This is a genomic window from Solibacillus sp. FSL W7-1472 (genome assembly GCF_037969775.1).
GTDB lineage: Bacteria > Bacillota > Bacilli > Bacillales_A > Planococcaceae > Solibacillus > Solibacillus silvestris.
In genome coordinates, this window is the sequence record NZ_CP150208.1 from 3041913 (window position 1) to 3067254 (window position 25342).

18 protein-coding genes are annotated in these 25342 nt (G+C 42.0%); 11 read left to right on the plus strand and 7 right to left on the minus strand.

Going from position 1 to position 25342, the window contains the following annotated elements; genetic code table 11:
• Positions 1-50 precede the first annotated feature (50 nt).
• From MKY07_RS15210 to MKY07_RS15230, 5 genes are all read left to right on the plus strand, one after another.
• Positions 51-1037, plus strand: coding sequence for a BMP family ABC transporter substrate-binding protein (locus MKY07_RS15210; protein WP_339262915.1), 987 nt, complete (start codon positions 51-53; stop codon positions 1035-1037).
• A 19-nt stretch (positions 1038-1056) separates the two neighbouring features.
• Positions 1057-2706 carry a methyl-accepting chemotaxis protein gene (locus tag MKY07_RS15215; protein ID WP_014822971.1) on the plus strand — a complete coding sequence of 550 codons (1650 nt, stop codon included), beginning with the start codon at positions 1057-1059 and terminating at the stop codon, positions 2704-2706.
• Between the two features lie 410 nt (positions 2707-3116).
• Positions 3117-3419 carry a transposase gene (locus MKY07_RS15220; RefSeq protein WP_014822792.1) on the plus strand — a complete coding sequence of 101 codons (303 nt, stop codon included), beginning with the start codon at positions 3117-3119 and terminating at the stop codon, positions 3417-3419.
• Entirely contained in the window at positions 3416-4306 is an 891-nt protein-coding gene (locus MKY07_RS15225; RefSeq protein ID WP_311774937.1) for an IS3 family transposase, read from the plus strand. The genes MKY07_RS15220 and MKY07_RS15225 overlap by 4 nt, the downstream gene beginning before the upstream one ends.
• Before the next feature lie 457 nt (positions 4307-4763).
• Positions 4764-6449 (plus strand): methyl-accepting chemotaxis protein, encoded by a 1686-nt coding sequence (locus MKY07_RS15230; RefSeq protein ID WP_339262918.1) that lies wholly within the window; start codon positions 4764-4766, stop codon positions 6447-6449.
• 82 nt (positions 6450-6531) lie between these two features.
• Here the strand turns inward: MKY07_RS15230 and MKY07_RS15235 are convergent, their stop codons facing one another.
• The 7 genes from MKY07_RS15235 to MKY07_RS15265 all read right to left on the minus strand — a co-directional run bounded on the left by MKY07_RS15235 (position 6532) and on the right by MKY07_RS15265 (position 13859).
• Positions 6532-6837 (minus strand): DUF3243 domain-containing protein, encoded by a 306-nt coding sequence (locus MKY07_RS15235; RefSeq protein ID WP_008406077.1) that lies wholly within the window; start codon positions 6835-6837, stop codon positions 6532-6534.
• A gap of 126 nt (positions 6838-6963) precedes the next feature.
• Positions 6964-8526: a BCCT family transporter gene (locus MKY07_RS15240; RefSeq protein WP_065216880.1), complete on the minus strand. Its 1563-nt coding sequence runs from the start codon at positions 8524-8526 to the stop codon at positions 6964-6966.
• 131 nt (positions 8527-8657) lie between these two features.
• Positions 8658-9404 (minus strand): amidohydrolase family protein, encoded by a 747-nt coding sequence (locus MKY07_RS15245; RefSeq protein WP_339262921.1) that lies wholly within the window; start codon positions 9402-9404, stop codon positions 8658-8660.
• Between the two features lie 315 nt (positions 9405-9719).
• Positions 9720-10508, minus strand: a complete 789-nt coding sequence (locus MKY07_RS15250; protein WP_065216878.1) for a lysozyme inhibitor LprI family protein — start codon at positions 10506-10508, stop codon at positions 9720-9722.
• Positions 10509-10527: 19 nt separating this feature from the next.
• On the minus strand, positions 10528-11904 hold the full coding sequence (locus tag MKY07_RS15255; RefSeq protein ID WP_065216877.1) for a HAMP domain-containing sensor histidine kinase: 1377 nt from the start codon (positions 11902-11904) through the stop codon (positions 10528-10530).
• Positions 11901-12599: a response regulator transcription factor gene (locus MKY07_RS15260; protein ID WP_065216876.1), complete on the minus strand. Its 699-nt coding sequence runs from the start codon at positions 12597-12599 to the stop codon at positions 11901-11903. The genes MKY07_RS15255 and MKY07_RS15260 overlap by 4 nt, the downstream gene beginning before the upstream one ends.
• A gap of 12 nt (positions 12600-12611) precedes the next feature.
• The gene (locus MKY07_RS15265; protein WP_065216875.1) at positions 12612-13859 is read right to left on the minus strand and encodes a VCBS repeat-containing protein; all 1248 of its coding nucleotides are present in this window, start codon (positions 13857-13859) and stop codon (positions 12612-12614) included.
• A gap of 365 nt (positions 13860-14224) precedes the next feature.
• Between MKY07_RS15265 and MKY07_RS15270 the strand changes: the two genes are divergently transcribed.
• Genes MKY07_RS15270 through MKY07_RS15295 form a run of 6 tightly spaced genes read left to right on the plus strand, consistent with a single transcriptional unit; the run spans position 14225 to position 25313 of the window.
• Positions 14225-15835: a (2,3-dihydroxybenzoyl)adenylate synthase gene (locus MKY07_RS15270; protein WP_339262924.1), complete on the plus strand. Its 1611-nt coding sequence runs from the start codon at positions 14225-14227 to the stop codon at positions 15833-15835.
• Positions 15836-15868: 33 nt separating this feature from the next.
• Entirely contained in the window at positions 15869-16123 is a 255-nt protein-coding gene (locus tag MKY07_RS15275) for a phosphopantetheine-binding protein (protein ID WP_014822959.1), read from the plus strand.
• A 5-nt stretch (positions 16124-16128) separates the two neighbouring features.
• Positions 16129-23067 (plus strand): amino acid adenylation domain-containing protein, encoded by a 6939-nt coding sequence (locus tag MKY07_RS15280; protein WP_339262927.1) that lies wholly within the window; start codon positions 16129-16131, stop codon positions 23065-23067.
• Positions 23060-23266 carry an MbtH family protein gene (locus MKY07_RS15285; protein ID WP_339262929.1) on the plus strand — a complete coding sequence of 69 codons (207 nt, stop codon included), beginning with the start codon at positions 23060-23062 and terminating at the stop codon, positions 23264-23266. Before MKY07_RS15280 ends, MKY07_RS15285 begins: the two co-directional genes overlap by 8 nt.
• Positions 23263-24630, plus strand: a complete 1368-nt coding sequence (locus tag MKY07_RS15290; RefSeq protein WP_339262931.1) for a DHA2 family efflux MFS transporter permease subunit — start codon at positions 23263-23265, stop codon at positions 24628-24630. The genes MKY07_RS15285 and MKY07_RS15290 overlap by 4 nt, the downstream gene beginning before the upstream one ends.
• Entirely contained in the window at positions 24627-25313 is a 687-nt protein-coding gene (locus MKY07_RS15295) for a 4'-phosphopantetheinyl transferase superfamily protein (RefSeq protein WP_339262933.1), read from the plus strand. Before MKY07_RS15290 ends, MKY07_RS15295 begins: the two co-directional genes overlap by 4 nt.
• Positions 25314-25342: the final 29 nt, after the last annotated feature.

Genomic DNA, 25342 nt, shown 5'->3' on the forward strand with positions numbered 1-25342 from the left:
GTTGGAGGTCGAACCTCTACATAATGTATTTAAAGTAAAGGACTGATGAAATGAAAAGAAGATGGTTGTTTTTGATGAGTCTTCTCGTTGTAGTCGTGCTCTCTGCCTGCTCACAGAAGTCAGAGGAAGAGGAAGAGAAAGAGAAAAAGGAACGGGTGAAAATTGGGGTCATGCTGTCAGATGCAGGACTTGGTGATCAGTCGTTTTCAGATATTGCTTTTGAAGGTCTCGAAAAAGCACGCGATGAATTAAATATAACATTTGATTACCGTGAACTTGAATTTACCGGTACATATAAGCAAGGGCTGGAAGAGCTCGTTGAGGAAGGTCAGGATCTGATCATTGGAATCGGGTTTACGGTCCAGGAGGATATGGAGGCCGTTGCCGCTGCTAATCCGGACGAGCAGTTTTTATTGATCGATGCTGTGTCGGACTTGCCGAATGTTCATAACATAACATTTAAAGAAGATGAAGGTTCCTACTTACTCGGTGCACTCGCTGCGATGAAATCAGACAGCAATACAATCGGATTTATCGGTGGTGTTGAAAATGAGGTAATCGAACGTTTTGAAACCGGGTTTAAAGCAGGTGCCAAACAAGTAAATCCCGATACAGAAGTGTTATCCGTTTATGCGGGGAATTTCGGTGATGATCAGCTTGGTGCTTCCATTGCACAGGATATGATTGAACAAGGCGCGGACTTTATTTATCCCGCTGCAGGCTTTACAGGTGTTGGCTCCATTTTAGCGGCACAGAAAGCCGGTGTATATGCATTCGGTGTGGACAGCGATCAGTTTTTCCTTGCAGAAGATACGATTGTTTCTTCCATGCTGAAACGGGTAGATACAGCTGTTTATCAGGCAATTAAAGAAGTTTCGGAAACGGGGACCCTATCGGAAAAAGATAAAGTGCTTGGCATTAAAGAAAATGGTGTAAGTCTAGCACCAATCCGTGTCGTGAATTTAACTGCACAGGAACAAAAGCAAATTGAAAACCTACAGCAGGAGCTTGCGGACGGGCAACTGACGATTAAGTAGAAGAAAGGGTCGTACAACAGTGAAATTAAAACAAAAAATATTAATATTGGCATTGTTTCCGCTAATATTAGCTGTCTGTATTATCGCTTATAATATTAGTCAGCTTATGAGCCTGAATGCATCAACGGAAGAAGTGGTGGATTCCTTGGTTGCTGTTGAGGAATTAAACAGCTCGGTACAAAGCCTGCAGAAATCATTGAGCGTCTATTCGATCAATGTGTCTGAAAACAACAAGTATAATATTGAAACAGATTTAGCACGAACAGAAAAAATTTACAATAGTCTGCAAAGCAGTTTTTCAACAGATCGCCAACGTCAGATTAGTGCACAATTTGAAGAAAAATTCACTAAAATTGCTGAAGCGACTACAGCTTCCCTACAGGAAATAAATGTGGCGGAAATTAAGCGCCAATCCCAGCGTACACGAGGAATTGTCAATGATGTAATCGAGTTGAAACGTGATGTAAGTGCAAACTATACCGCAATGCAGCAAGAGCTTGGCAATAAAATTAATGCCATTACATGGATTTCCATTATTTCAGCGATCGCACTGATTATTATTAGCGTTGTATCGGCCTTGTATTTTACAAACAGAATTGTTGGCCGCATCAGTCGATTAACTGCAGGTGCAAAAGAAATTGCTGCAGGGAATTTAAATGTGCAGTTTGAGGATAAAGAGTCTGACGATGAAGTTGGCGAACTGCAGGTTTCATTCCGCCAAATGACCGGCAACTTAAAGGAAATCATTACACATGTATCGGACAGTTCAGATCAGGTTGCAGCATCTGCCGAGGAACTGATGGCCAGTGCCGATGAAACAATGCTTGGCACAGAACTGATTTCCACTTCCATTCAAAATGTATCGGATGCAGCGGACAAGCAAAAAGAAATGTCGAACGCCTCTGCCTCCTTTGCACAAAAAGTATTAGAAGAAACTGAGGAAATTGCAAATCAGGCGAATCAGGCAACAACATTGTCTAATTCTACAAATGAAAAAATTGAAAAAGGTTCGGTATATGTTGAAAACACTGTATCTCAAATGAATCTCATTCAATCAACAGTCGATGAAACAGCTGATTCTTTAACACTTCTTGCTAGCCGTACGACTGAGATCGTCAATATACTAAAGCTTGTACAGGATATTTCCGATCAGACGAACCTGCTTGCCTTGAATGCTGCAATCGAAGCAGCGCGTGCGGGTGAAGCTGGTAAAGGCTTTGCCGTTGTCGCGGATGAAGTGAAAAAATTGTCCGAGCAGACGAAGCAGTCGGTATCCGATATTTCGCGAATTGCCGTTGAGATTGAAAACGATACGACGACAACCGTTGCATCTATTCAGCAAGTGAAGGATCGCGTCAATGCGGGGATCACAATCTCGTATGATACGAAAGCAACGTTTGACGAAATTCTGGCTATTATCGGTCAAGTACAAAACCAGGTAACCGAGATTACAGCTGTGTCTGATAGTATTCATTCGAAAATGGCAACTGTATCAGAGCAATCACTGCAAATGGCGGCAGTCTCCGAAACTACGGCAGATAATGCCGTGTCGGTCGCATCCGCTTCAGAAGAGCAGCTTGCCTCGATGTCAGAAGTAAATACCGCAGCAGGTTCCCTTGCCCATCTTGCCGAAGAGCTGCAAGGTATTGTAGCGAAGTTTAGAACTTAATTGTATGCCGAAATCCTTTTATAGGGTTTCGGTTTTTTTATGGGGTTGGGTGGTTTTATTAGAAGTTTTCAATAAATGGACTTCTGGTGCAAGATGTTTGCTTATGTAGCGGTTTGCGGGATATGGTTTGCTGTTTTATTAGAAGAGTTGCGCATGATATTAGAAGATTGCGATGGGTAATTAGAACATCGACAAAGTTTATTAGAAGTTTTCAATAAATGGGCTTTTGGCTGAGGTAGTTTTCCTTGTTTTTCGGTTTGTGGTATACGGTTTGGTGTTTTATTAGAAGAGTTGCATCCGATATTAGAAGATTGCACCGTGATATAAGAACATTTGAGGTTAGTATAAAAAATGGACACGTCTTAAGAGACACTTTAAGATTAAGATATCTAAAAAAGGACGTGGAACCGATGAAAGAAAAACAAACTCGAAAGCGATTAGACGCACAAACAAAAGAATACATTTTAAAGTCTGTTTTAGAAGATGGCGCAAAAGTTTCAGATCTGGCATTTAAGTTTGAAATTGGGTCTTCAACGATCCATAAATGGATTAAAGATTATCGTGAATCGAAAAATCAGGATGTCACACGATACTTTACTTCTAGCGAAGTAGATAAGTTGCAGGCAGCGTTTGATAAGAAGTTACGTGATTTGGAAGAAGAGAATGAAATTCTAAAAAAGGCTATGCACATCTTCGCGAAAAACCCCGAGTGATTTATGCATTCATTGAAAAGCATAAAAACGACTTTGGCATTGCGATGATGTGTAAAGTATTGATGGTTTCAAAAAGCGGTTATTATGATTGGCGTAAAAAACAGATACAGCCCTTATCGGAAAAAGAAGTACGTGATACAGAAATTGCCCATCAGATTCATCGATCGTATGCGAGGAGTTTTGGTACATACGGTAGCCCTCGAATTGCGCAAGACTTAGCGAGTTTAGGTTATGTCTGTTCGCAAAAGAAAATTGCGAATATGATGCGAAACCTTGGGTTAAGTGCCGTAATCCCGAAAACTGTTCAACGAACAACGGATTCCAATCACCATCAATTTATTTATCCGAATCTAGTCAAACGTCAATTTCAAGTTAAAGAGAAAAATAAAGTATGGGTCGCAGATATAACTTATATCCGAACACTGGAGGGGTGGGTGTATCTTGCGTCCATCATGGATTTATATTCTCGTAAAATTGTCGGCTGGGCCATCGCAGATCATATGGAAGAAACATTAGTAGATCAAGCCTTGAAGCATGCATTAGCAGTTCGAAAACCCGAGAAGGGATTAGTTCATCATTCAGATCGAGGCGCACAATATTGTGCCACAAGCTATACAAGCACTTTAAAAGAACATGGGATTAAAATTAGCATGAGTCGTAAAGGAAATCCCTATGACAATGCGTGTATTGAATCCTTCCACGCCACAATCAAAAAAGAATGGATCTATCGTCACCGTTTCGAATCCAAAAAAGAAGCACGAAAGAGCGTGGAGTCATATATCGTAAACTTTTACAATGAACGACGACGTCATTCAACAATCGGTTATTTATCACCAAACCAATTTGAGAGAAATCAACAGGATTCTGTTTGTCAAAATGCCTCATAAAGTTCTCTTACAGGGTTTTCATCCCTCCATGCCCAGGTCTGGGCATGGAGGGATGAAAAGCAGAGCAACCGAAGGGCGGTAGCAAAAAAAGTCTCTTAACGTTTGTCCGAAATATTGACGGAAGACCACATTCACTGACTTTATTTGAACATTTCGGATACTTATTAGAACAACGGGCACTTATATTAGAAAATCCAACTTTTATTAGAACATTTTTCGCTATATTAGAACAACCCGGCAATATATTAGAAAACGCACCCCAGAAACTTAATTCCATACATTAAACTGGAATATGACGAAATATCCTACTTAAAACAATAGAAATATTACTTAATGCCAAAACTTTAATTTAAGACTAAATAAGTATTCCCTCTTTTCAAAAGTAAGTCTTAAGTACTTTGAATTTAAACCGAAGTTATAGATATATTTTAACTATAACATTCGGAGGAAAATAAATATGAATATTGGAAAGAAACTGTTCGGTAGCTTTGGTATCGTTATTGTAATTCTCATTTTTCTTTCAATTTTTTCTGTCATTAAAATGACTGAAATCGATAAGGATTATTCGTTCCTAATTGAAGATCGAGTATACAAAGTAACGGAACTATCGGAAATCCAAAATGCGACATCATTACAAGGGCTGTATATCCGCTCTTATGTTTTACGTCAGGATTCAGCTGATTTAGAAAACCTTACTACTCAAAGAGAAACAATTGCAGAAAAAATCGGTGAAATCGAAGGATTATTTAGAACTGCTGATATGCAGGAACAAATTAATACTTTAAAAGAAAATCAAGCTTTATATAATGACTATGTTTCTCAAGTTATTGACTATATTGATAACGATGAATTTGAAAAAGCTAATAATATGCTATTTGAATTCGCGGTACCTGCTAACCGCTCGATTCAGCAAACAATCAACAGCATTGTTGATTTCCAAAAGGAACAAATGCATACAACAAGCGATGAAACAACAGCAAGTGCAAAAATCAGTAAAACACTCATGATTACCATTTCCGTTATTGGTATTTTACTGGCATCATGCTTAGCCATCTTTATTACACTCAACATTACTCGCCCTTTACACAGATTAACAAATGCGGCACATGTGATTGCGAACGGTGATTTACGAGAAGAAGATGTTCATGTGAAAACAAAAGATGAGATTGGCGAACTTGCGGCTGCCTTTAATGCAATGAAAGCCAGTCTCTCCAGCTTAATCAGTAATGTATCGTTGAACGTTTCAAGTACAACAGCTGCTTCAGAACAGCTGGCGAGCAGTACCGATGAAGTGTCGGCTGCTTCTGCTGACATTGCAAAACGTGTGGAAACCGTTGCAGAAAGCGGTAGTAATTCTGCAGCAATCGGTAATGATTGTGCTGTTGCTATGGATGAGACAGCTCAAGGTGTAAGCCGAATCGCTGAAGCCGCGCAAGTATTGAACTCTCATGCGATGGACATGCAGACAATTGCAGGAGAAGGTGGTCATACATTACAGACAGCCGAACAGCAAATGTCGGTTATTCAGCAATCTTCTTATGAAACAAAAGAAAAAATTAAACAGCTGAGCAGACAATCTGCCGAAATCGAGAACATTACAAAAGTGATTACGGATATTACAGATCAGACAAACTTGCTTGCTCTAAATGCAGCAATTGAAGCAGCCCGTGCAGGAGAACATGGGAAAGGGTTTGCCGTTGTCGCTGACGAAGTGCGCAAACTGGCAGAGCAATCGAAAAGCTCGGCATCACAAATTGCCGGCCTTACATCGACAATTCAAAAAGATACGAGAGAAGTTGAAGAAAGCGTCAATACAACAGCTCAAAATGTCGATCAAGGTGTTGTCTACTTACAAAATGCGCAATTTTCGTTTAATCATATTGTCGGGTCGATTACAGAGATGACTGCTCAAATTCAGGAAGTTTCTGCATCGTCCGAACAAATTTCCGCAAGTACCGAGGAAGTTGCAGCGTCTATTGCTGAAATGGCTCATGCAGCTAACAGCGCTGCCGGTGAGATTGGCATTGTCCTATCAGCAGTTGAAGAACAAACTGCTACAATGCAGGAGATTAACGAGGTCGCCCAATCATTGAGTGAAGGTGCTGTCGGAGTTCAAGAACAAATTAATCTATTTAAAGTGTAGAAAACATAAAAAACGCAAAAGCTGCAAATCAGCTTTTGCGTTTCTTTGTATGATTGGATTCTACTAAACTTAATCCAACGTGTTAATCTGCTTGTACCATTTTAACTAGCACACTTGCCAATGCTTTCTTTTCATTTTCATCTGCTACTTTCCATAATTCTTGCAGCACTTTTTCTTCACTGTTTCGAGGTTCTTCGTTTTTAGCTAAATGATCCGCTACAAACTTGGCACCTTTTGCCAACATATCATCGCTCAAACCTAATCGTTCACCTTTAGCAAGCTGGTCGTTCAAATAACTTTTGAACGTTGAAAAACTTTCTAAAATCTGATCTTTTTTTTCAGGAGATAATTCTTCAAGTTTTTTGTTAATGTTATTCATTTCACTCATTTTGTAATTCCTCCTAGATTGTGTTTTGGCGTTCCCCTAACAATTACCCGCCTTATTTGTAATTAAACTTTATTTTAATAAAAGCGATTATTTTGAACTACATAACGGTGATTGTCCGGTCTTTATCTATTTGTTTGTATTATTTTCGGTTTTTTCGATATGTTCCATAATTCGTTTATGACGACGGACATCCCGTTTCGTAATAGGAATGACTTCATGTCGGATCATTTTAAAGAAGGATACAATGAGTAAGAGCATGACGACAGTAAAAGGAAGGGCTGATATGAGGGAAGCTGTTTGCAATGCTTCGAGCCCGCCTGAAAACAATAGTACACTTGCAATCGCAGCGATTAATACACCCCATATTACTTTTAATCGATTATGAGGGTTCATTGTCCCTTTATCCGTCATACTTGCCATAATAAATGTCGCTGTATCTCCTGATGTAATAAGGAAAATAACAATTAAAACAATCCCTAAAATCGAGGCAATCGTTGTTAACGGAAGCTGTTCCAGCATAAGGAACAAGGCGACAGTCAGATCAGTATCAACTGCTTCGGCGATTGTTGTGCCCTTGTTCAAATCAAAGTAAAGTGCTGAACCGCCAAATACCGCAATCCAGAAACAAGAGATAACCGGCGGAATGATTAAAACTCCGACGATAAATTCACGGATTGTTCGCCCTTTCGATACACGTGCTACGAACGATCCGACAAAAGGTGACCAGGCAATCGCCCACGCCCAATAGAAAATTGTCCAATCCTTCACCCACGTTCCCCCTGCATACGGCTGCAAACGTAGGCTATACTGTACGAAATTCGTAATATAATCACTGATTGCTAAAACGAAACTTTCCAATATGAAAACTGTAGGGCCTGTAACAAAAACAAATACTAGTAAAATCAAGGCTAAGTACATGTTTACATTGCTTAATATACGAATCCCCTTTTGCAGGCCGCTTATAGAAGATGCCATATATCCAATGAAAACTACACCTATAATTGCTAGCTGTACCCAAATTGAAATCGGTGTGTTAAAGACGGCATTTAAACCGCCGTTCGTTTGTAAAACACCTAATCCGATTGACGTGGCAACACCCATTACTGTAGCAATAACAGCCAATATATCCACTGTATTTTTAATGCCCTGATTTGTTCCTGTGACAGGCTCTAACGCTGTAGATATTAACAAATCTCTTTTTTTGTTGAACTGCATATAGGCCATAACTAACCCAATGATCGCAAATACGGACCATTGGCTAATCCCCCAGTGGAAAAAGGCATAGCCCATTGCGAGACGGGCAGCATCCGTTGTTTGTGCCTGGACATCGTTAAATGGTGTTTTAAAGTAATGACTCATCGGCTCGGCCACACCCCAGAAAACTAACCCAATTCCAAGGCCACCTGCAAATAACAGCGCAATCCATGTATGGAATTTAAATTCCGGTTGTGCATCTTTTCCTCCTAAACGGATTTTCCCGTACTTGGAAATAGCCAGCACTAAAAGAAATGCAATAATAATAAAAACGGAGAGCAAGTAAAACCAGCCAAAATAGTCGGTTGTCAAACCAAATAAATATGTAGCAACATTACTGAACGCTTCTGGTGCGATGCTTCCAAAAATAACACAGATTAATATAAATACTGCTGAAACTGTAAATACAGTATTCGAAAAATATTTCCCTTTCATATGTTCACCTCTTTAAATACATTGAAGAGAAATTACCCATATTATGCTATTTTTAAACATCATTACAAAGGCTGTTACTATTTTTATATAACTATTTCAGCTTTGCTCATTCGATTCTTCGCTAAATTTTATTATTTGCCAAAATACCAAGCCGACGCATTCGTATAGAAGATTTTATCGCTAGCTTGTTCATCAAAAAGTTGCTGGATCAGCGTAATGTCCGCAATTTCAAATGGTCGTTTTGCCCGGGTCGATGGCAAGTCCGTCCCGAACATAAGTGCATCCGGGTTAATGCTGTAAATTTCCGGCAGTGCTTTTTTTACATCTAATTCAACTCGGCCAAAACCGGTCGCTTTCACACGTACCCCTTTATCGACCAGCTTCAGTAAATGCGGCAGCCCTTCTTCCGATAACCCTAGATGATCGATCGAAATAGCCGGTAATTTCCCAATCGTTGCAGCAATTTCAGGCAATTCCTTCGCATCGATATACAGCTCGCTATGCCAGCCGACCAATTCATGCACACGTCTCGCAAAATAATCGAGCTTCGATAAATCTTCCGAGCCACCGCGTTTAATGTTAAAACGCAATGCTCTCACACCATTTTTATGCAATGCTTCGATTTCTTCGTCTGACACTGTATACGGCAATTGGGTCACGCCGCAAAATGCCGGACCAAGCTGCTTTAGCGAATCAAGTAAATACGTTTGATCAAATCCTTGAAATGACCCTGAAACAATTGCCCCGCCTTGAACCGATAAATCTTTTGTTTCTTCGCTATATGCTGCAACGTCATAGCTTGGCGGCATATAGCCCTGACTTTCGATAATCGGAAACTGATAATCGATAATATGAAAATGCGCATCAAAAATTCTCATTTCTCTTCTCCCCCTTTTGTTTTTACTATATATTTTTTGCCAACATATGTCTCATGATTGCGGGAAGTTTTATTAGAAGATTTAGTGTGGATATTTGAAAATGGCGGCTGCTTATTAGAAGAGTCGAGTGGTTTATTTGTACTTCTGACGGGGTTATTCGAACATTTGGCTATTATTTTAGAACTTCCGGTTTTTATTAGAACCTCTTTTGTGATATTAGAACAATTTAAGATTTATTAGAACATCTAGGTGGAACCTGGCACCCTCTATACAAAAGACTGTAAGGAATTAACCCTACAGCCTCTTGTTCCTTCTCTATTTCATATACAATTCGACTAATTCATAGCAACGCTCTTTTGTTAACTGCGCTTGAGTGCTTACATATTGTAGCGTTTCCATTGACCCGCCTTTATATTGTAATGCTTCCTCTGTTGCCTTTTCGTCGCGATATTCTAGCCAGTCACGCTGCTCTTCTCTTAGTTTGCTCATGTCATTATGTGGCAAGGTTTTCTTTAGATCTGCGTAGATTTCATTTAATAGCATATCCCATTTCGAGAATATTTCTCCTTCTGCTGCTGTCATTTCTACTTGTATCCCTTGATCGAAAATTTCATCAAACTCTTTCACACTTTTTTCTACCTCCGCTAATTTAGCGAGGTACTTTTCCTTCAAGCTGACAGATCGATCTTCAGGTTCTCCAGGCGGGGGATTTCCTTCTTCGTCCCCGTTCGCGGAATTTTGTTCAAAGCTTTCTCTGATACTCTTATTAATTTCCGTTTCGGCTTCTACAATCATGCCTTCAAGCTCTTTTTTCAAATTGTTGTCCAATGCCGGATTTTCCAGCAGTGAGTGTGCTTTTTCCAAAACACGGTCCCAATCGGCCTGACTCTTTGCTTCCTTTACTTCATTGAATTCCTGAAGTTGTGCAGACAAAACCTTTGTTTCTTCATCGGCTAAACTATTTTCCTCAATCAATGATAATGCTTCTTCGTATTCCTCATTTTCCAAAGCTACGATGACTTTGTCTTTTATTTGCTCCTCACTTTCAGTACCGCAGCCGGTCAGCAATAAGCAAGCAGTAAACATTCCTACTAATTTCTTCATGTTGTTTCCCCTCTCTCTATTACATACTATTTAAGGGCAATTCAATAAAAACTTCTGTACCTTTTCCGTATACGCTATTCACCTCGATTGTCCCGCCGTGCTTTAAAATAATCGTTCGGGAAATCGCTAATCCAAGTCCGGCACCAACGGATTTCACATCAGCTTTATAAAAAGAATTCATAATATGCTGTAGTTGTTCTTCCTTTATTCCAATTCCTTCATCCCGAATTATACAAATCGCCTTCCCGTTCGATTCGTACTGCTTAATAACTATTTCGCTGTTATGAGGCGAAAATTTAATCCCATTTTCGAGTGTATTCAATAAAACTTGCCGGATTTTATCTTCATCGGCGTAAATAGAAACTGGGGTACTGTTCAATTTCATACGGATATTCTTTTCATTTGCTTTACTTTGCAACTGTAATGTCACTTCTTCAACCAGTGTCGCATAGGCAAACTTTATCGGGTGTAGCTCAATACGGTTTGACTCATATCTTGAGAAATTCAGAAGATCCTCCACCAATTTTATGAGGCGATCAGATTCACTGTTGATCATCCGTAAACCAAAGTTGATCTCTTTTTCCGTTAAGCCTTCTGGTGACTCCAGCATTTCAGCCCACCCTTTTATTCCTGTCAGCGGTGTCCGAAGTTCATGGGAAATTGAGGAGATGAAATCATTTTTTAACTGGTCCGTTTTGACAATCTCATCCGCCATATAATTCAGTGTTTTTGACATTTCGCCTAATTCAGCCGGATAATCTTCCTTGATTCTTTTTTCGAATTGTCCTTTCGCCATTGTCTCTGTAAATTGAATGATTTCATTAAAGGGCTTTACAATAGACTGGGCAAGCTGAAGGGCTACTAGAAAGACAATTGCCGCAACTCCGAAACATAGCAAGATTCCGTATCCTAACAGGCTTTGTATGAGAAGATTGGTCTCTGTTAATGACGTAGTATAACGAAGTACGCCTATCACTTTGCCGTCCAACAGCAACGGGATATACATAGCCAAAACTTTTTCTTCTGTCTGTTCAAGCTCCTCCTTTTCATAATAAGGGCTATAGGAAGAAAAGAGATTCGGATCCACTGTATAGCTGATGTCTTCATAAAACCCTGTAGAAGACTGGATCATTTCACCGTCACGATTCAACAGCTGCAGTTCCGCACCGTCAAACTCATAGCTTTTTACAACGAAGTCACCGAAATCTTTTATCCTGTCGGAAGTAAGCTCGATTTCATTTGCCCACCTAGGATGGATCGCTTCAACATGTTGTTGAAACGTATTGGCGATTCCTTGGTAATAATACTTTGTCATTGCGCCCCAAAATACCGTCATCACGAGGGTTAACGTCAAAATGATGATAATCATGAAATAAAGAATGACTTTACGTTTCATTCGTTAACCTTCCAAAGGTATCCGCGTCCCCATTCTGTACATAAATACATTGGGGAAGAAGGATCTTTTTCGATTTTCTGACGAATCCGTCTTATATTGACATCCACAACTTTTAATTCGCCTACATAATTTTCACCCCATACAGCATCCAATAACTCATCCCTTGTAAACAAATCGTTTGGATGCTCCATTAGAAAATGCAGCAGGGAGAATTCAGTCGGTGTCAGCTTCACTATTTCGTCTGAACTGTAAAATTTGTTGTTTTTTAAGTCCATTTTGAAGTCCCCGGAAATCAGTAGATCGGTCATTTTGGATGCTGCCTCGTCACCTACATTTATTCTCCGCATAAGCGAAAAAATTCTCACTTCCAATTCCTGAAGACTAAACGGTTTACATAAATAATCATCGGCCCCTATCACAAGGCCCTCTATTTTATCCTTCTCTTGTGTTTTGGCTGTAATCATGATGATGCCTACCTTTTGATTCACTTTCCTAATCTCCTGGCAGACCGTAAATCCATCGATTCCCGGCAACATTAAATCGAGCAAAACAACATCGAAATTTCTATTTCGAAATAACTCTAATGCCTGTTCGCCTGAATCGGCTTCCATCACTTCATAGCCTTTCTTTCTCAAACTTAATGAGACAAAACTGCGAATGGATAGTTCATCTTCAACAACTAAGATGTTTGTCATATTTGCCCTCGCTTAAAACTCGTATTGTTCCAAATGAAATGCTTCAACAGGAAAATCCAAGTTTTCTTCTATTGTAGAATAATAAATCGTATCTTTCGTTTCTTCTAATATTGTTTGAGCGGAATTGGGTGTTTCTTTATTCGCCCATTTCACTTCATACAGCAGTTCATTGTTTGCAAGTGATACAAGTTGAATGCCGTTTTCTATCGATTTAATGGTCACTTTCCCGTGCCATTTTTCCGGAATATCTATATAAAAAGTATGTTCAAGGTTGGTAGCCCTTTCTGTTACTTTTTTAGAAGTACCGTTGATTGAATAGGTGACATAGCGCACGAGATATGGGGTTTCAGTTGAATCTGCCTCAACCCACCTTTGCGGCAAATAGGTTTCACCGACTTCCATTATGTCGTCTTCATTAATATCCGTACTGTATAATGGCAGCGATTTAAGTGGAAGATCTCCTTGTTCAGCCCCTACCTTTATCAATTTCGTACCGTCATAAGCAATAATTTCAGTTAGCATAGCGTTCACACCAATTGCGCTATCGATAAATAATGCGTGATTGCCGTCATGTAACTTTCCGCTCTTCATCCGCTGATGAAATGCATAGCTGTTTAAAGAAACTGCAGATAGGGAGACTAAATCCCCTAATTCATAGTGAAATAATTCGGCGGTATACGACGCTCTTCTTTCACCATCCACAAGAAGAAGTTCCAATCTTTCATCAGTATTATAATCTGAAATATCAAGCCCTTCATAACTGCGTTCGACCGTCTTTTTCAAGCTTCTGTCCTGCCATACATAAATCATCATCTGTTTTTTCGTTTCAAACTCACTTTCTCCTAAACCGACTACTACTTCCATTACACCGTCTTTATCTAAGTCATGAAGTCCAAAATAATCGATTGCCTGCCCATTTGGTTCAACCTTCGTCGCTTCCCGCCATTCATTATCTTCTTCTTGTAAAACAACAACATGAACTTGCGATTTCTGTTGTGGATTTCTGTATAAAACAATGGCTTCTTGCTGTCCGTCACCATCCAGATCCTCGATAAAAATGGACTGATTTTTGTCGCTTTGCACCGGTGTGACGAGTTCACTGGAGGGTGGCAACAATATCTTGAGCTGTTGTTCCAGTTTCCTTTTCTGTTCGTCTTGCTGGTCTGGTGAAATAATTAAATCATTTGGGGATTTTACAAGATCGCAGCCCGCAAGCAATGTGACCATTATAATCGTTATCCATCCAATGCCTTTTCTCATGTGCATACGCACCCCTAACTAACGCTGGCTTTAATCGTTTTCTGGAATAAGTTTATTATATAGCCAACTCCTATGGAAAGAGTTACAAAAAGGTTACAGTTCACTTTGCTTATGACACACTTTCCTAATTTTTAGGTAACTATCCTCCTGTATTTTACAGATCCCTCTATAAGTCCATGTTAATTAATATAAAAAAAGTCGAAAGAACCAGAGCGATTGGTCTAATTGAATCAAATTGTCCATCAATTGTTGACGAGTAATGGTTTAAAGCGTAGCATAGCCGTTAACAACATATTGATAATGATTATCAATATCATTAGTTGATTTGTTGATAATTGAAGGTTTATTAAAGGAGGTTTCAACCCATGTTGAAAGGTTTTACACCGTGGCCTGCTGATCGAGCTGAATTTTATCGGGAGACTGGTTGTTGGGTAGGTTTAACTTTCGGCCAAATGCTCGAAGACCGTGCTCGTCAATTTGCTGACAATGTGGCAGTTATATATGATAAACGATCACTTACATATGCACAGCTTAATGAGCGTGTGGACCAGTTGGCAACCGGTCTTTTACTGCTTGGGATTCAGAAAGAAGATCGTGTCGTTGTACAGCTTCCCAATGTGGTGGGTTATGTGGAAATTGTATTTGCCCTATTTAAGATAGGTGCACTGCCTGTCTTTTCACTTCCCTCTCACCGTTCCAATGAGATTCGCTACTTCTGCGAATTTGCGGAAGCGAAGGCTTATATCGTAATGGATCATTTTGGGGGCTTTGACTACCGAGGTCTTGCGCGAGAAGTTCAGCAAGCAGTTCATTCGCTGGAGCATGTCATCGTTCTTGGCGAGGCGCAGGAGTTTGTATCATTTGATTCATTATTCAGTACACAACCTATCGATTTCACTGAAGTTAGAGGGAGCGAAGTAGCATTCCTGCAGCTATCTGGCGGGAGTACAGGAATTTCCAAGCTAATTCCGAGAACGCATGACGAGTATATGTACACGATTAAGTTGAGTGTTGAACAATGCCAGGTGACCGAACAGACGGTATTTTTGGTTGTGCTACCGGTTTCTCATAATTATCCGATGAGTTCCCCGGGGATATTAGGGGTCCTTTATGCTGGAGGTAAAATCATTTTAAGTCCTTCGCCTAGTCCGGATGTTGCTTTCCCGCTTATTGAAAAGCACCGTGTGACAATGGTACCGCTTGTTCCGTCCCTTGCCCTGCATTGGCTGGATGTGAAGCCGAATCATACGGATGATTTATCGAGCCTGGAAGTCATGCTTGTCGGCGGCTCGAAATTCAGTGCTGAAGCAGCGAAACGTGTGCGTCCTGTATTTGATTGTCAACTGCAGCAAGTATTCGGGATGGCGGAAGGTTTGGTCAATTACACACAGTTGGATGATCCTGATGAAATTGTCATTCATACGCAAGGTCGCCCGATGTCCCCATATGACGAGGTGAAAATCGTGGATGATGAAGACCAGGAAGTGCCGGTTGGCGTGACAGGACATCTGTTGACACGTGGACCTTATACGATCCAAGGGTACTATAAAGCGCCTGAACATAATGAAAAGGCGTTCACAAAAGATGGTTTTTACCGGACTGGTGATATTGTCCGATGCACGAAAGATGGTTATTTAATCGTAGAAGGCCGGGCAAAAGATCAAATTAACCGCGGCGGGGAAAAAATTGCTGCGGAAGAAGTGGAAAATATGCTGCTTGCCCACCCTGCAGTCCATGATGCGGCAATTGTCGGAATGCCCGATTACTATATGGGTGAAAAAAGCTGTGCCTTCATTATTCTAAGGAATACGGAAGTAACAAACCGCCAGCTGAAGTCATTCTTGCGTGAGCGCGGGCTGGCTACTTATAAAATTCCGGATGAAATTTTATTTGTAGAGAAATTTCCATTGACCCATCTAGGCAAAGTTTCGAAAAAGGATTTACGCCTTTTACTTGAACAGCAATTACAACGTTAAGATACAGAATATTAAGAAAAGAAGGTTGATAATATGACAACTCAAACTGATTTTACAATGGAACAGCTGCGCGAACTTGTTGCTCAATATGTGACAGAACCGATTGATACGATTTCGGATGAAGATTATTTACTGGATGTCGGAATCGATTCCATCACGATGATGACAATCGTTGAAGAACTCCGCCAAAAAGGCTTTGCACTTACATTCATACAGCTTGCCGATGAGCCAACAATCTATGGATGGCATCGTCTGATCAAACAATCGATGGCAGATTACGGAGGTTGAGTCGAATGGCTGAATTACGTTTCCCTTTAACTGAAGCTGCTGCAGGGATTTGGTATGCCCACCATTTAACGGAAAGCCATTTATACAATACAGCGGAGTACTTACATATTCAGGCTCCGGTGGACTCCACCCTTCTGCTACAGGCAGTCGATGCCACAATTGAGAGCGCGGTTGGACTACATATCCAATGTTCAGAGGAAGAAGGTTCACTTTTCCAGACGATTCCTTCTTCGGTTCAATTTCATTCTGAACAGATTAGGTGTTCAATGGCTGAAGCGTTTCAACATATGCAGGAAGATGTCGAAACATTGCTTGATTTAACAAAGGACAACTTTGTTCGCGCTATTTTATTTTCGGTGTCTGCCGAAGAACATTTCCTTTATTTGCGCATTCACCATCTTGTCAGTGATGCGTATAGTTTCCGGTTACTGTTCCAGCAAATTTCCGAGCGCTATTCGGCTTTGCTTCATCATGAATCATTCACAAAGCAGTTTGGTGACTATGTTCAGATGGTAGAGCAGGAAGTGAAGTACAGAACTTCCGATAAGGCAACGGCGGACGCTGCCTACTGGTTATCCAAAATGCAAGGAACCAAAGTCATTTCGCTCAGCAAAAAAAAGAGTGGTCGTATGGGACAGATTATTTTGTACCCCTCTTCCCTTTCTGCCACTACATGGACGAAATTAGAAACATACAGTAAGCAGCTGCACGTCAACATACAGGAAGTCGTTACCGCAGCAGTTATTGCCTACACAAAACGGATGTCACAGGCAGAGGATGTGATTGTCGGCATTCCGTTGATGAACCGTTTTGGTCATAAGTCACTGTCCGTACCAAGTACACGGGTAAATGTTTTGCCTTTGCGTGCAACGTTTACGACTGAAGAAACTTTTGAACAGCTATGTATAAATGTGAAAAGCTTCATGACGGAGATGAAGCAGCATCAGTTGTACCGTCAAGAACAGCTGCGCCGTGATTTGCGGCTGACTACCGATGATCAGCTGTATGGTCCGGAAATTAATTTCATGCCTTTTTATGAAAACTATCTGTTCGGAAATGTCGAGGTAGAACACAAGAAAGTTGTGACAGGGCCTGTTGAAGATATTTCTTTCAATTTCTATAGCACGCCAAATGGAATGCAGTTTGATCTTGTAGCCAACTCGGAGCTTTATGAACAGGCAGAAGTGGAACGTCATGCCGCACGTTTCCTACAGTTGCTTGAGTTATTGGTAGATCAAGCTGACACACCACTGTTCAGCTTCCCGATACTACTGCAAGAAGAAGCGGCCCTTTTTAAAGCAAAACAAGGCCCTGTCAGTGAGCTGAAAAATGCCACTGTGTATGAATTGTTCAAAAAACAGATGGAAAATATGCCTGGTGCGACCGCTGTTCAGATGAATGATACATCTATTTCCTATGCAGAACTGGATCTGCTTGTTGGTCGGATTGCGCATCAGCTGAAAGCGCATGACATTGGGCTCGAAGACTTTGTCGGAATTTGCATGGACCGTTCGATTGAAATGGTCGCAGCGATGCTTGCCTGCTTCAAGGTAGGTGCTGCCTATATTCCGATGGACCCTACTTATCCGACAGAACGACTGCTTTATATGATCGAGGATGCTCGTCCAAAAATTGTGCTCGTTAACAGTGAAGTTTCGTTTAATGAAGAAGGAACTCCCATTGTGCCGTTACAGCCTTCCAAGCAAATTTACGAACCGATTGCCCCTTGTATCGGACAAACAGCTTATATGATTTATACGTCTGGATCTACCGGAAATCCAAAAGGTGTCGTTGTTGAAATGCCAGGTTTGGTTAACTTTTTACAGGCGATGCAACGTCAATTCACATTATGTGAAGAAGATAATTTACTGGCGATTACAACGATTTCTTTTGATATTTCGGCATTGGAACTTTATTTACCGCTGCTGTACGGGGCATCGATTCACCTGGCGACAAAAGAACAAGTACAAGATCCAGTTATGATGCAGTCGCTGATCCAGCAGCAAAACATTTCCATCATGCAGGCAACACCGACTGTTTGGCAGATGATGGTACAGTACGCGAAAGATGCACTGAACGGACTAACTGTACTTGTCGGTGGTGAAGCACTTTCAAAAAGTCTTGCCCTCGCATTACTGGAAGCAGGCGCAACCGTTCACAATATGTATGGACCGACCGAAACAACAATCTGGTCAACTTACACGGAAATTCGCCCGCAAGATGCCCCTTCATTAGGTACTGCAATCGACCGGACAGACATTTATGTGCTCGATGCCATGCTTCAGCCCGTTCCGATTGGTGTCGTTGGTGAATTGTATATTGCTGGTGACGGATTGGCCCGCTGTTATCATAATCGTCCATCCCTAACAGCTGAGCGTTTTGTTGCACATCCATTTACTGCAGGGAAACGCATATACCGGACAGGCGATTTAGTTGTGTGGCAGGAGGATGGCAGCCTTCATTATGTTAGCCGGGCTGACCACCAAGTCAAAATTCGCGGCTTCCGTATTGAATTAGGTGAAATCGAAAATGCGCTTGAAGAAATCACTTCAATTGAACAAGCCGTTGTGATAATCCGTGAAGATCAGCCGGGTCATAAACAAATCGTTGCCTATGTAGTTGGGAATGAAACAGAGGAACAATGCAGACTGCAGCTAGGAGAACGTTTGCCGGATTATATGGTACCTGCTCATTTTGTTTTCATGGAAACCTTCCCATTAACGAATAACGGAAAAGTCGACCGGAAAGAGCTGCCGCAGCCTCATGTTTCCATTATTGCAAAAGTGAAACCGACAACACATACCGAAGAAACGATTTGTACATTCTTTGAAAATATTTTGAATCTCAAATCAGTGGGAATTGATGAAAACTTCTTCCAGCTAGGAGGGCATTCCCTGCTCGCAACCAAGCTGCTGTTGGCATTACGGAAAACATTTGCTATCAATTTATCGATCTCCGTCATTTTCAATCAGCCTACTGTAAAAGAGCTCGCACAAGCAGTGGATAAAGCAAAGAAAAAGACGCTCGCTGTGATCGACAGATTGCAAGTTGAAAAAATTCCTTTATCGCATGCACAGCGCAGTTTATGGTTTATCCAGCAGCTGGAGGAATCAAGCGCTTCTTATAATATTCCACTTGTTTATACATCTGAACAGCAGATCGATGTATTAAAACTTATTAAATCAATTGGTAAAGTAGCAGAAAAACATGCTATTTTACGTACGATATATCCTGCAGTGGATGGAGTGCCCTATCAGCTGATCATTGATGATTCACCTAAAGTGCTGATTGAGGAAGTGAATCCAGAAGAGGTGCCGGCTCAAATTAATGCGTGCACGCGCTATGCGTTTGATTTGAAACAGGAACCCGGCTTCCGTGTAACGCTCATCAATTTGAACACATTGGTCGTTGTTTTCCACCATATTAGTGCGGATGGCTGGTCACTTGCAACATTCACTGAAGATCTGCAGCTTGCCTATGAAGGCCATGAGCTAGAGCCGTTAACGATTCAATACCATGACTTTGCGGTTTGGCAGCAAACGCACGGTGTTTATACAGACGACAACATTAATTATTGGAAGGAAAAACTGAAGCATGTTCCGGATGAAATTGAGCTTGTCCGGGATGGAAAGCGTCAATTGCAGGTGAAACCGACTAGCGAAACTTTGACGTTTACAATCGATTCCGCGCTTCACAGACAATTGCAGCAGCTTGCAAAAGATGAACAGGCAACTCTTTACATGGTGCTACAAAGCGGATTCTTGGCCCTCATGACAAAGCTCGGTGCAGGGGAAGATCTGATTCTCGGTAGTCCAATGGCGGGCCGTGATCAGGAAGAACTGCTGGCAAATGTCGGTATGTTCATCAATACGGTTGCGATACGGACGGATACTTCCGGGGACCCTCGTTTCACAAAATTAATGGAACGCGTAAAACAAACCTCGATTGAGGCAATGGAGCACCAATATGTTCCTTTCGATCATATTGTCGAAACATTAAAACCGACTCGTGTCCCTTCACAGCATCCGATTTTCCAGATTATGTTCGCCTTACAGAACACGCCTCAGCCATCACTTGTAATGGAAGGCCAAAATGCCGACATTCAGCTGCATACGGTTGGGCAGCCGAAATTCGATTTGAATATCGAAATGCGGGAGGTATATCTAGCCGAGCAGCCTAATGGAATCGAAGTACAGGTGGAATTCCGAACAGATTTATATGAAGCAAAAACAGTTACCGCTCTTATGGAACGCTATGTAATCGTCCTTCAGCAGGCGTTGCATAATCTGGCCATTTCAGAATTGAATGTGCTGTTGGAACAGGAACAGGAAAAAATTCTGCTTGACTGGAATCCGAAAGGCCATGTAAGTAAGCAAAAAACGATTGCCGAACAATTCGAAGCGATTGTGGAAATGCATGCCGAACGAATTGCTGTCAGTGACGAAAACGAAGAGCTTACTTATACCGAATTGAACCGTAAAGCGAACCAGTTAGCACATCTTTTACTCGAAAAAGGCGTTACATCCGAAACATTTGTCGCACTGTTAATGCCGCGTTCAACCGATATGATTGTCAGCATTTTAGCCGTTTTAAAAGCCGGCGCTGCCTATGTGCCGATTGATCCGGTTTATCCGCAAGACCGAATTGACTATATTTTAATCGATTCAAACCCGAGCTGTTTAATCACTACAGAAGACCTGAAGCCGTCTGCAGAAGCGACATCTGTGTTGGAAGTGCTTGTAATGGAGGAGGTTTCACTTACTTCATTCCCTGGTGAAAATACAAATTATAACAATCATCCAATGAATCCGGCCTATGTTATCTATACTTCCGGTTCAACTGGCCGACCAAAAGGTGTGGTTATTCCGAACCAGAACGTTATCCGCTTACTTGATGCAACTGATGAATGGTTTCATTTTAACGAAGAAGATCGCTGGTCGCTGTTCCATTCCTATGCCTTTGACTTTTCCGTATGGGAAATATGGGGTGCCCTGTTATATGGCGGTGAGCTCGTAATCATACCGTACAATGTCAGCCGCTCACCTACCGACTTTTTGGCATTGCTTGCAGACAAGAAAATTACGGTGCTGAACCAGACACCATCTGCCTTCTATCAGCTCATGACCGTTGATAAAGAGCATCCCGAACTGTCCGGACAACTGGCACTACGCTACATTGTGTTTGGCGGGGAGGCGCTTAACCTGACGCGTTTACAAGAATGGTATGACCGACATCCGGAAGATGCACCTACCCTTGTGAATATGTACGGCATTACCGAAACAACTGTCCATGTCAGCTACTTAAGTGTAAATGAAGAACTGAGCCAGTCACAGGCGAATAGTCTGATCGGCACGGCGATTCCTGATTTAAATATTTATGTCCTTGATGGGCAGTTAAAACCTGTTCCTCCCGGTGTTGTTGGCGAAATGTATGTTTCTGGCGAAGGCTTGGCACAAGGCTATTTAAACCGCGCTTCCTTAACGGCAGAACGTTTTATCGCCAACCCGTATGGACCTCCGGGAAGCCGGATGTACCGTACAGGCGATCTGGCTCGCTGGACGAAAAATGGCGAACTGGACTATATCGGACGCATTGATCACCAAGTGAAAATACGCGGTTTCCGCATTGAGCTTGGCGAGATTGAACAAGTGCTTCTGAATCATCCGCAAATCGCACAGGCAGCTGTCATTGCGAGAGAAGATCGAAAAGAAGATGTCCGCTTGGCTGCCTACTATGTTCTGGAGCAAGGCACGGACGTAACCGAGCAAATGTTGAAAGATTTCGTCTCCCGTTCGCTGCCGGTCTATATGGTTCCTTCAAGCTGTACTTGCCTGGAGCAAATGCCGCTTACAGCAAACGGAAAACTGGATATGAAGCAGCTCCCTGCACCTGTTATTACATTGCAGGAACTTGTATTGCCGAAAACACCGCAGGAAACATTGCTTTGTGAACTATTCTGCGAAGTACTGAATCTGCCACAGGTCGGCACAGAGGACAGCTTTTTCGAACTTGGCGGCCACTCGTTACTAGCCGTACATCTGATCGGACGCATTCGCGAGGCATTCGGGAAAGAGCTGGCAATCGGGCATTTGTTTGAAGCACCTACTATATCCGGACTCGCACATATTCTGCAAAAAGGAAAAGAATCACAGGCATTGAACACCGTACTGCCGTTACGCAGCGGGGAGCAACCGATTTTTGCTGTCCATCCTGCTGGTGGGTTAAGTTGGTGCTATGCAGGATTGCTAAAAAATCTGCCGCCGGAGTTTGCCCTATACGGCATTCAAGCAAAAGGGATTGCCGAAGACTGTGAACTTCCGGGTTCTTTAACTGAAATGGCGCTCGGCTATATTGAAGCCATCAAAGAAATTCAGCCAAAAGGACCTTATCGTCTACTCGGATGGTCACTTGGCGGAAATGTCGTACAGGAAATGGCTGTCCAGCTGGAACGCCAAGGAGAGGAACTGTTGCTTCTATGCATTATGGATGCCTACCCGTTCACATTCACCCCGCCAGTGGACCTGACGGAAGAACAGGAGGCACTCGTGGCACTTCTTGCCCTAGCCGGGTATGAACCTGATATAGAAGATGAAGTAACACAGGAATATGTAATGGATGCTCTAAAAGCAGAGGGCAGCGCGATTGCAACATTAGATGAATCGACCTTTCTGCGCTTAAAAGAAGTTTATAAAAACTCGATTCAGTTACTGAAAAATCATCAGCAAGAAACGTATAATGGCGATGCTTTATTTTATAAATCTACACTTGTGCCAGATTGGATCCCGGACGTTGATGTTACTTCGTGGAATCCGTATATCAAAGGAGAGCTTACACAGATTGATATTGCCTGTCGCCATAAAGATATGTGTCAATCCATCCCATTGAATGAAGTCGGTCAAACATTAGTCAAACACTTAGTAAAGGAGAAAAAAATGTATGTCTAACCCTTTTGAACAAGAAGATCGTGAATATTACGTTTTGCGAAATGCGGAAGAACAGCACTCTCTATGGCCAGCAGTCATTCCTGTCCCTGCCGGATGGGAGGTCGTATATGGCCCTGCGTTAAAACCATTATGCCAACTCTATATAGAAGAAAATTGGCTGGATATGAGACCTAAAAGTCTGCGTAGTGTTTTGGGATGAAAGCACAGCGAGCAGTCATCATCGCCCTCTATGTTGTGGCGATGTTCATGGTTTCAATCGACGGAACGATTGTCAATGTGCTACTTCCTACAATTGCTGTTGAATTCGGTGTAACGCCGGGGGCAACGAACGGCATTAATATCGGCTACCTTGTCAGCATCGCTGTTGCATTGCCTGCTGCCGGCTATTTAAGCAATCGGTACGGCGTAAAAAGAATGTATGTACTCTCTGTCAGTCTATTTACACTCGCCTCTCTTCTTTGCGGATTGGCGGGAAGCTTGCAGGCCCTTATTTTAGCGCGCGTGCTGCAGGGACTGGCAGGAGGAATCATTACACCCGTCAGCATGACACTGCTGTTTCGGACATTTTCTCCACCGGAAAGACAAAATCTGTCGCGTTCATTAGTATTGCCAATCGCCTTTGCACCGGCGATTGGCCCCTTGGTGGGCGGACTGTTTTCGGAGTATTTATCATGGAACTGGGCGTTCTTCATTAATATTCCGTTTGGTATCATCATCGTCCTGATCGGACTTTTTGCCTTAACGGAATTTGAGATTTTTAAAGCACCGTTTGATACGAAAGGCTATATGCTCATTGCACTCGGGTTGCCGCTGTTAATGCTCACTCTGAGCCTTATTGCATCAGACGGTGTTTCCATTACGGTCGTCTTTTGTGCGATTGTCGGTGTATTTTTATTAAGCCAGTTTTATGTATATGAACGAAAAATAAAAGAGCCGCTGCTGGATGTGCGTCTGTATGAACAACCGCTTTTCCTTTCATCGAGTCTCGTCGCGATGTGTTCCATGGGCGCATTGATGGGGATGCTGTATCTGTTCCCGCTCATGTATCAGTACGCGTACTCAGCTTCTGCTCTGGAAAGCTCACTCATTACGTTTACCGAGGCACTTGGACTGATGGTCGCATCCAGATTACTGCCTCGAACATCCAAGCATTTCGGCATGCTGTATACAGTACGTCTCGGTTTGATCGGTACAGTAATGATTTTCTGCTGTATCGCCATCCTTGGTCCTTCAGCAAATCCTTGGCTGTTACGCGGATTGATGTTTGCAGTCGGGATATGTTTAGGACATAGTGTAATCGGTTCGCAACTTTCGGCCTTTCATCATGTAGCAAAAAGTCAGATGAGCAAGGCGACAACGCTATACAATATGCTTAACCGCGTTGGAGCAGCAGTAGGAATTGCCCTTGTAGCGACGACATTAACCGTGTCTGGTCGCTACTTTTCAGAGATCCTTTCTTATCAGTACGCCCTCGTTGCTACGGTTGTTCTGCTTCTGGCAGGACTCGGCTGTTCTTTATTTGCGAAAGAACAGGAAACTATTCTAAAGGGAGAAAAAGCATGACAACCATTGCCTATTGCAAGATCAACGAGATGCCTACTGATTGGCAACGTTATCTTCCCTTTTTGGAAAACGACGTGGTGCAGCGTATTGGACGCATGCGGAAAACGGAAGATCAGTTGCGGACGGTTTGTGCCCATTTACTGACGAAGATGATGTTGGTGACGACTTACGAAATGGAATTGTCTGAAATTCGCTTTACCAAAGATTCAAACGGTAAATACCAACTAGGACAAGACCATCACTTCAATCTCTCCCATTCCGGAAGTTATGTGGCATGTGCCATTAGTGATTTTCCGGTTGGAATTGATGTGGAACAGCAGGTAACAAGGGACTTCTCTCTCTTTCAAACATTGTGGAGCGAAGAGGAGAATCATCTCTATAAGCTTCTTGAACAGGAAGCATTCTATGCCCTCTGGACTGCTAAGGAAAGTTACGGGAAATATAAAGGGTTTGGTTTACACGATTCTTTAATGGAGGCAACGATTCGGCAAGATGGATCGATTCATCACCCCGCCTCACGTGTAAAAGCCCGTACCATACCTTTTTTCCTTGCACCTGGTTACAGTGCAGCTGTCTGTTTGGAGGATTCCTTGGAAAACGTGACTCACGTTCAGTGGGCACAAATTGAAACGTTTTTCAGGGAAAAGGTTGGAACATATGAGAAAATTGATTTAACGAATTAGCATTTAAAAAGCCTGTAACCAAGTAAAAG

Excerpts from the sequence above, each read along its gene's own strand:
- MKY07_RS15210 (WP_339262915.1), top strand. The coding sequence starts at position 51 with ATGAAAAGAAGATGGTTGTTTTTGATGAGTCTTCTCGTTGTAGTCGTG.
- MKY07_RS15220 (WP_014822792.1), top strand. The coding sequence starts at position 3,117 with ATGAAAGAAAAACAAACTCGAAAGCGATTAGACGCACAAACAAAAGAA.
- MKY07_RS15230 (WP_339262918.1), top strand. The coding sequence starts at position 4,764 with ATGAATATTGGAAAGAAACTGTTCGGTAGCTTTGGTATCGTTATTGTA.
- MKY07_RS15235 (WP_008406077.1), bottom strand. The coding sequence starts at position 6,837 with ATGAGTGAAATGAATAACATTAACAAAAAACTTGAAGAATTATCTCCT.
- MKY07_RS15240 (WP_065216880.1), bottom strand. The coding sequence starts at position 8,526 with ATGAAAGGGAAATATTTTTCGAATACTGTATTTACAGTTTCAGCAGTA.
- MKY07_RS15245 (WP_339262921.1), bottom strand. The coding sequence starts at position 9,404 with ATGAGAATTTTTGATGCGCATTTTCATATTATCGATTATCAGTTTCCG.
- MKY07_RS15250 (WP_065216878.1), bottom strand. The coding sequence starts at position 10,508 with ATGAAGAAATTAGTAGGAATGTTTACTGCTTGCTTATTGCTGACCGGC.
- MKY07_RS15255 (WP_065216877.1), bottom strand. The coding sequence starts at position 11,904 with ATGAAACGTAAAGTCATTCTTTATTTCATGATTATCATCATTTTGACG.
- MKY07_RS15260 (WP_065216876.1), bottom strand. The coding sequence starts at position 12,599 with ATGACAAACATCTTAGTTGTTGAAGATGAACTATCCATTCGCAGTTTT.
- MKY07_RS15265 (WP_065216875.1), bottom strand. The coding sequence starts at position 13,859 with ATGAGAAAAGGCATTGGATGGATAACGATTATAATGGTCACATTGCTT.
- MKY07_RS15270 (WP_339262924.1), top strand. The coding sequence starts at position 14,225 with ATGTTGAAAGGTTTTACACCGTGGCCTGCTGATCGAGCTGAATTTTAT.
- MKY07_RS15275 (WP_014822959.1), top strand. The coding sequence starts at position 15,869 with ATGACAACTCAAACTGATTTTACAATGGAACAGCTGCGCGAACTTGTT.
- MKY07_RS15280 (WP_339262927.1), top strand. The coding sequence starts at position 16,129 with ATGGCTGAATTACGTTTCCCTTTAACTGAAGCTGCTGCAGGGATTTGG.
- MKY07_RS15285 (WP_339262929.1), top strand. The coding sequence starts at position 23,060 with ATGTCTAACCCTTTTGAACAAGAAGATCGTGAATATTACGTTTTGCGA.
- MKY07_RS15290 (WP_339262931.1), top strand. The coding sequence starts at position 23,263 with ATGAAAGCACAGCGAGCAGTCATCATCGCCCTCTATGTTGTGGCGATG.
- MKY07_RS15295 (WP_339262933.1), top strand. The coding sequence starts at position 24,627 with ATGACAACCATTGCCTATTGCAAGATCAACGAGATGCCTACTGATTGG.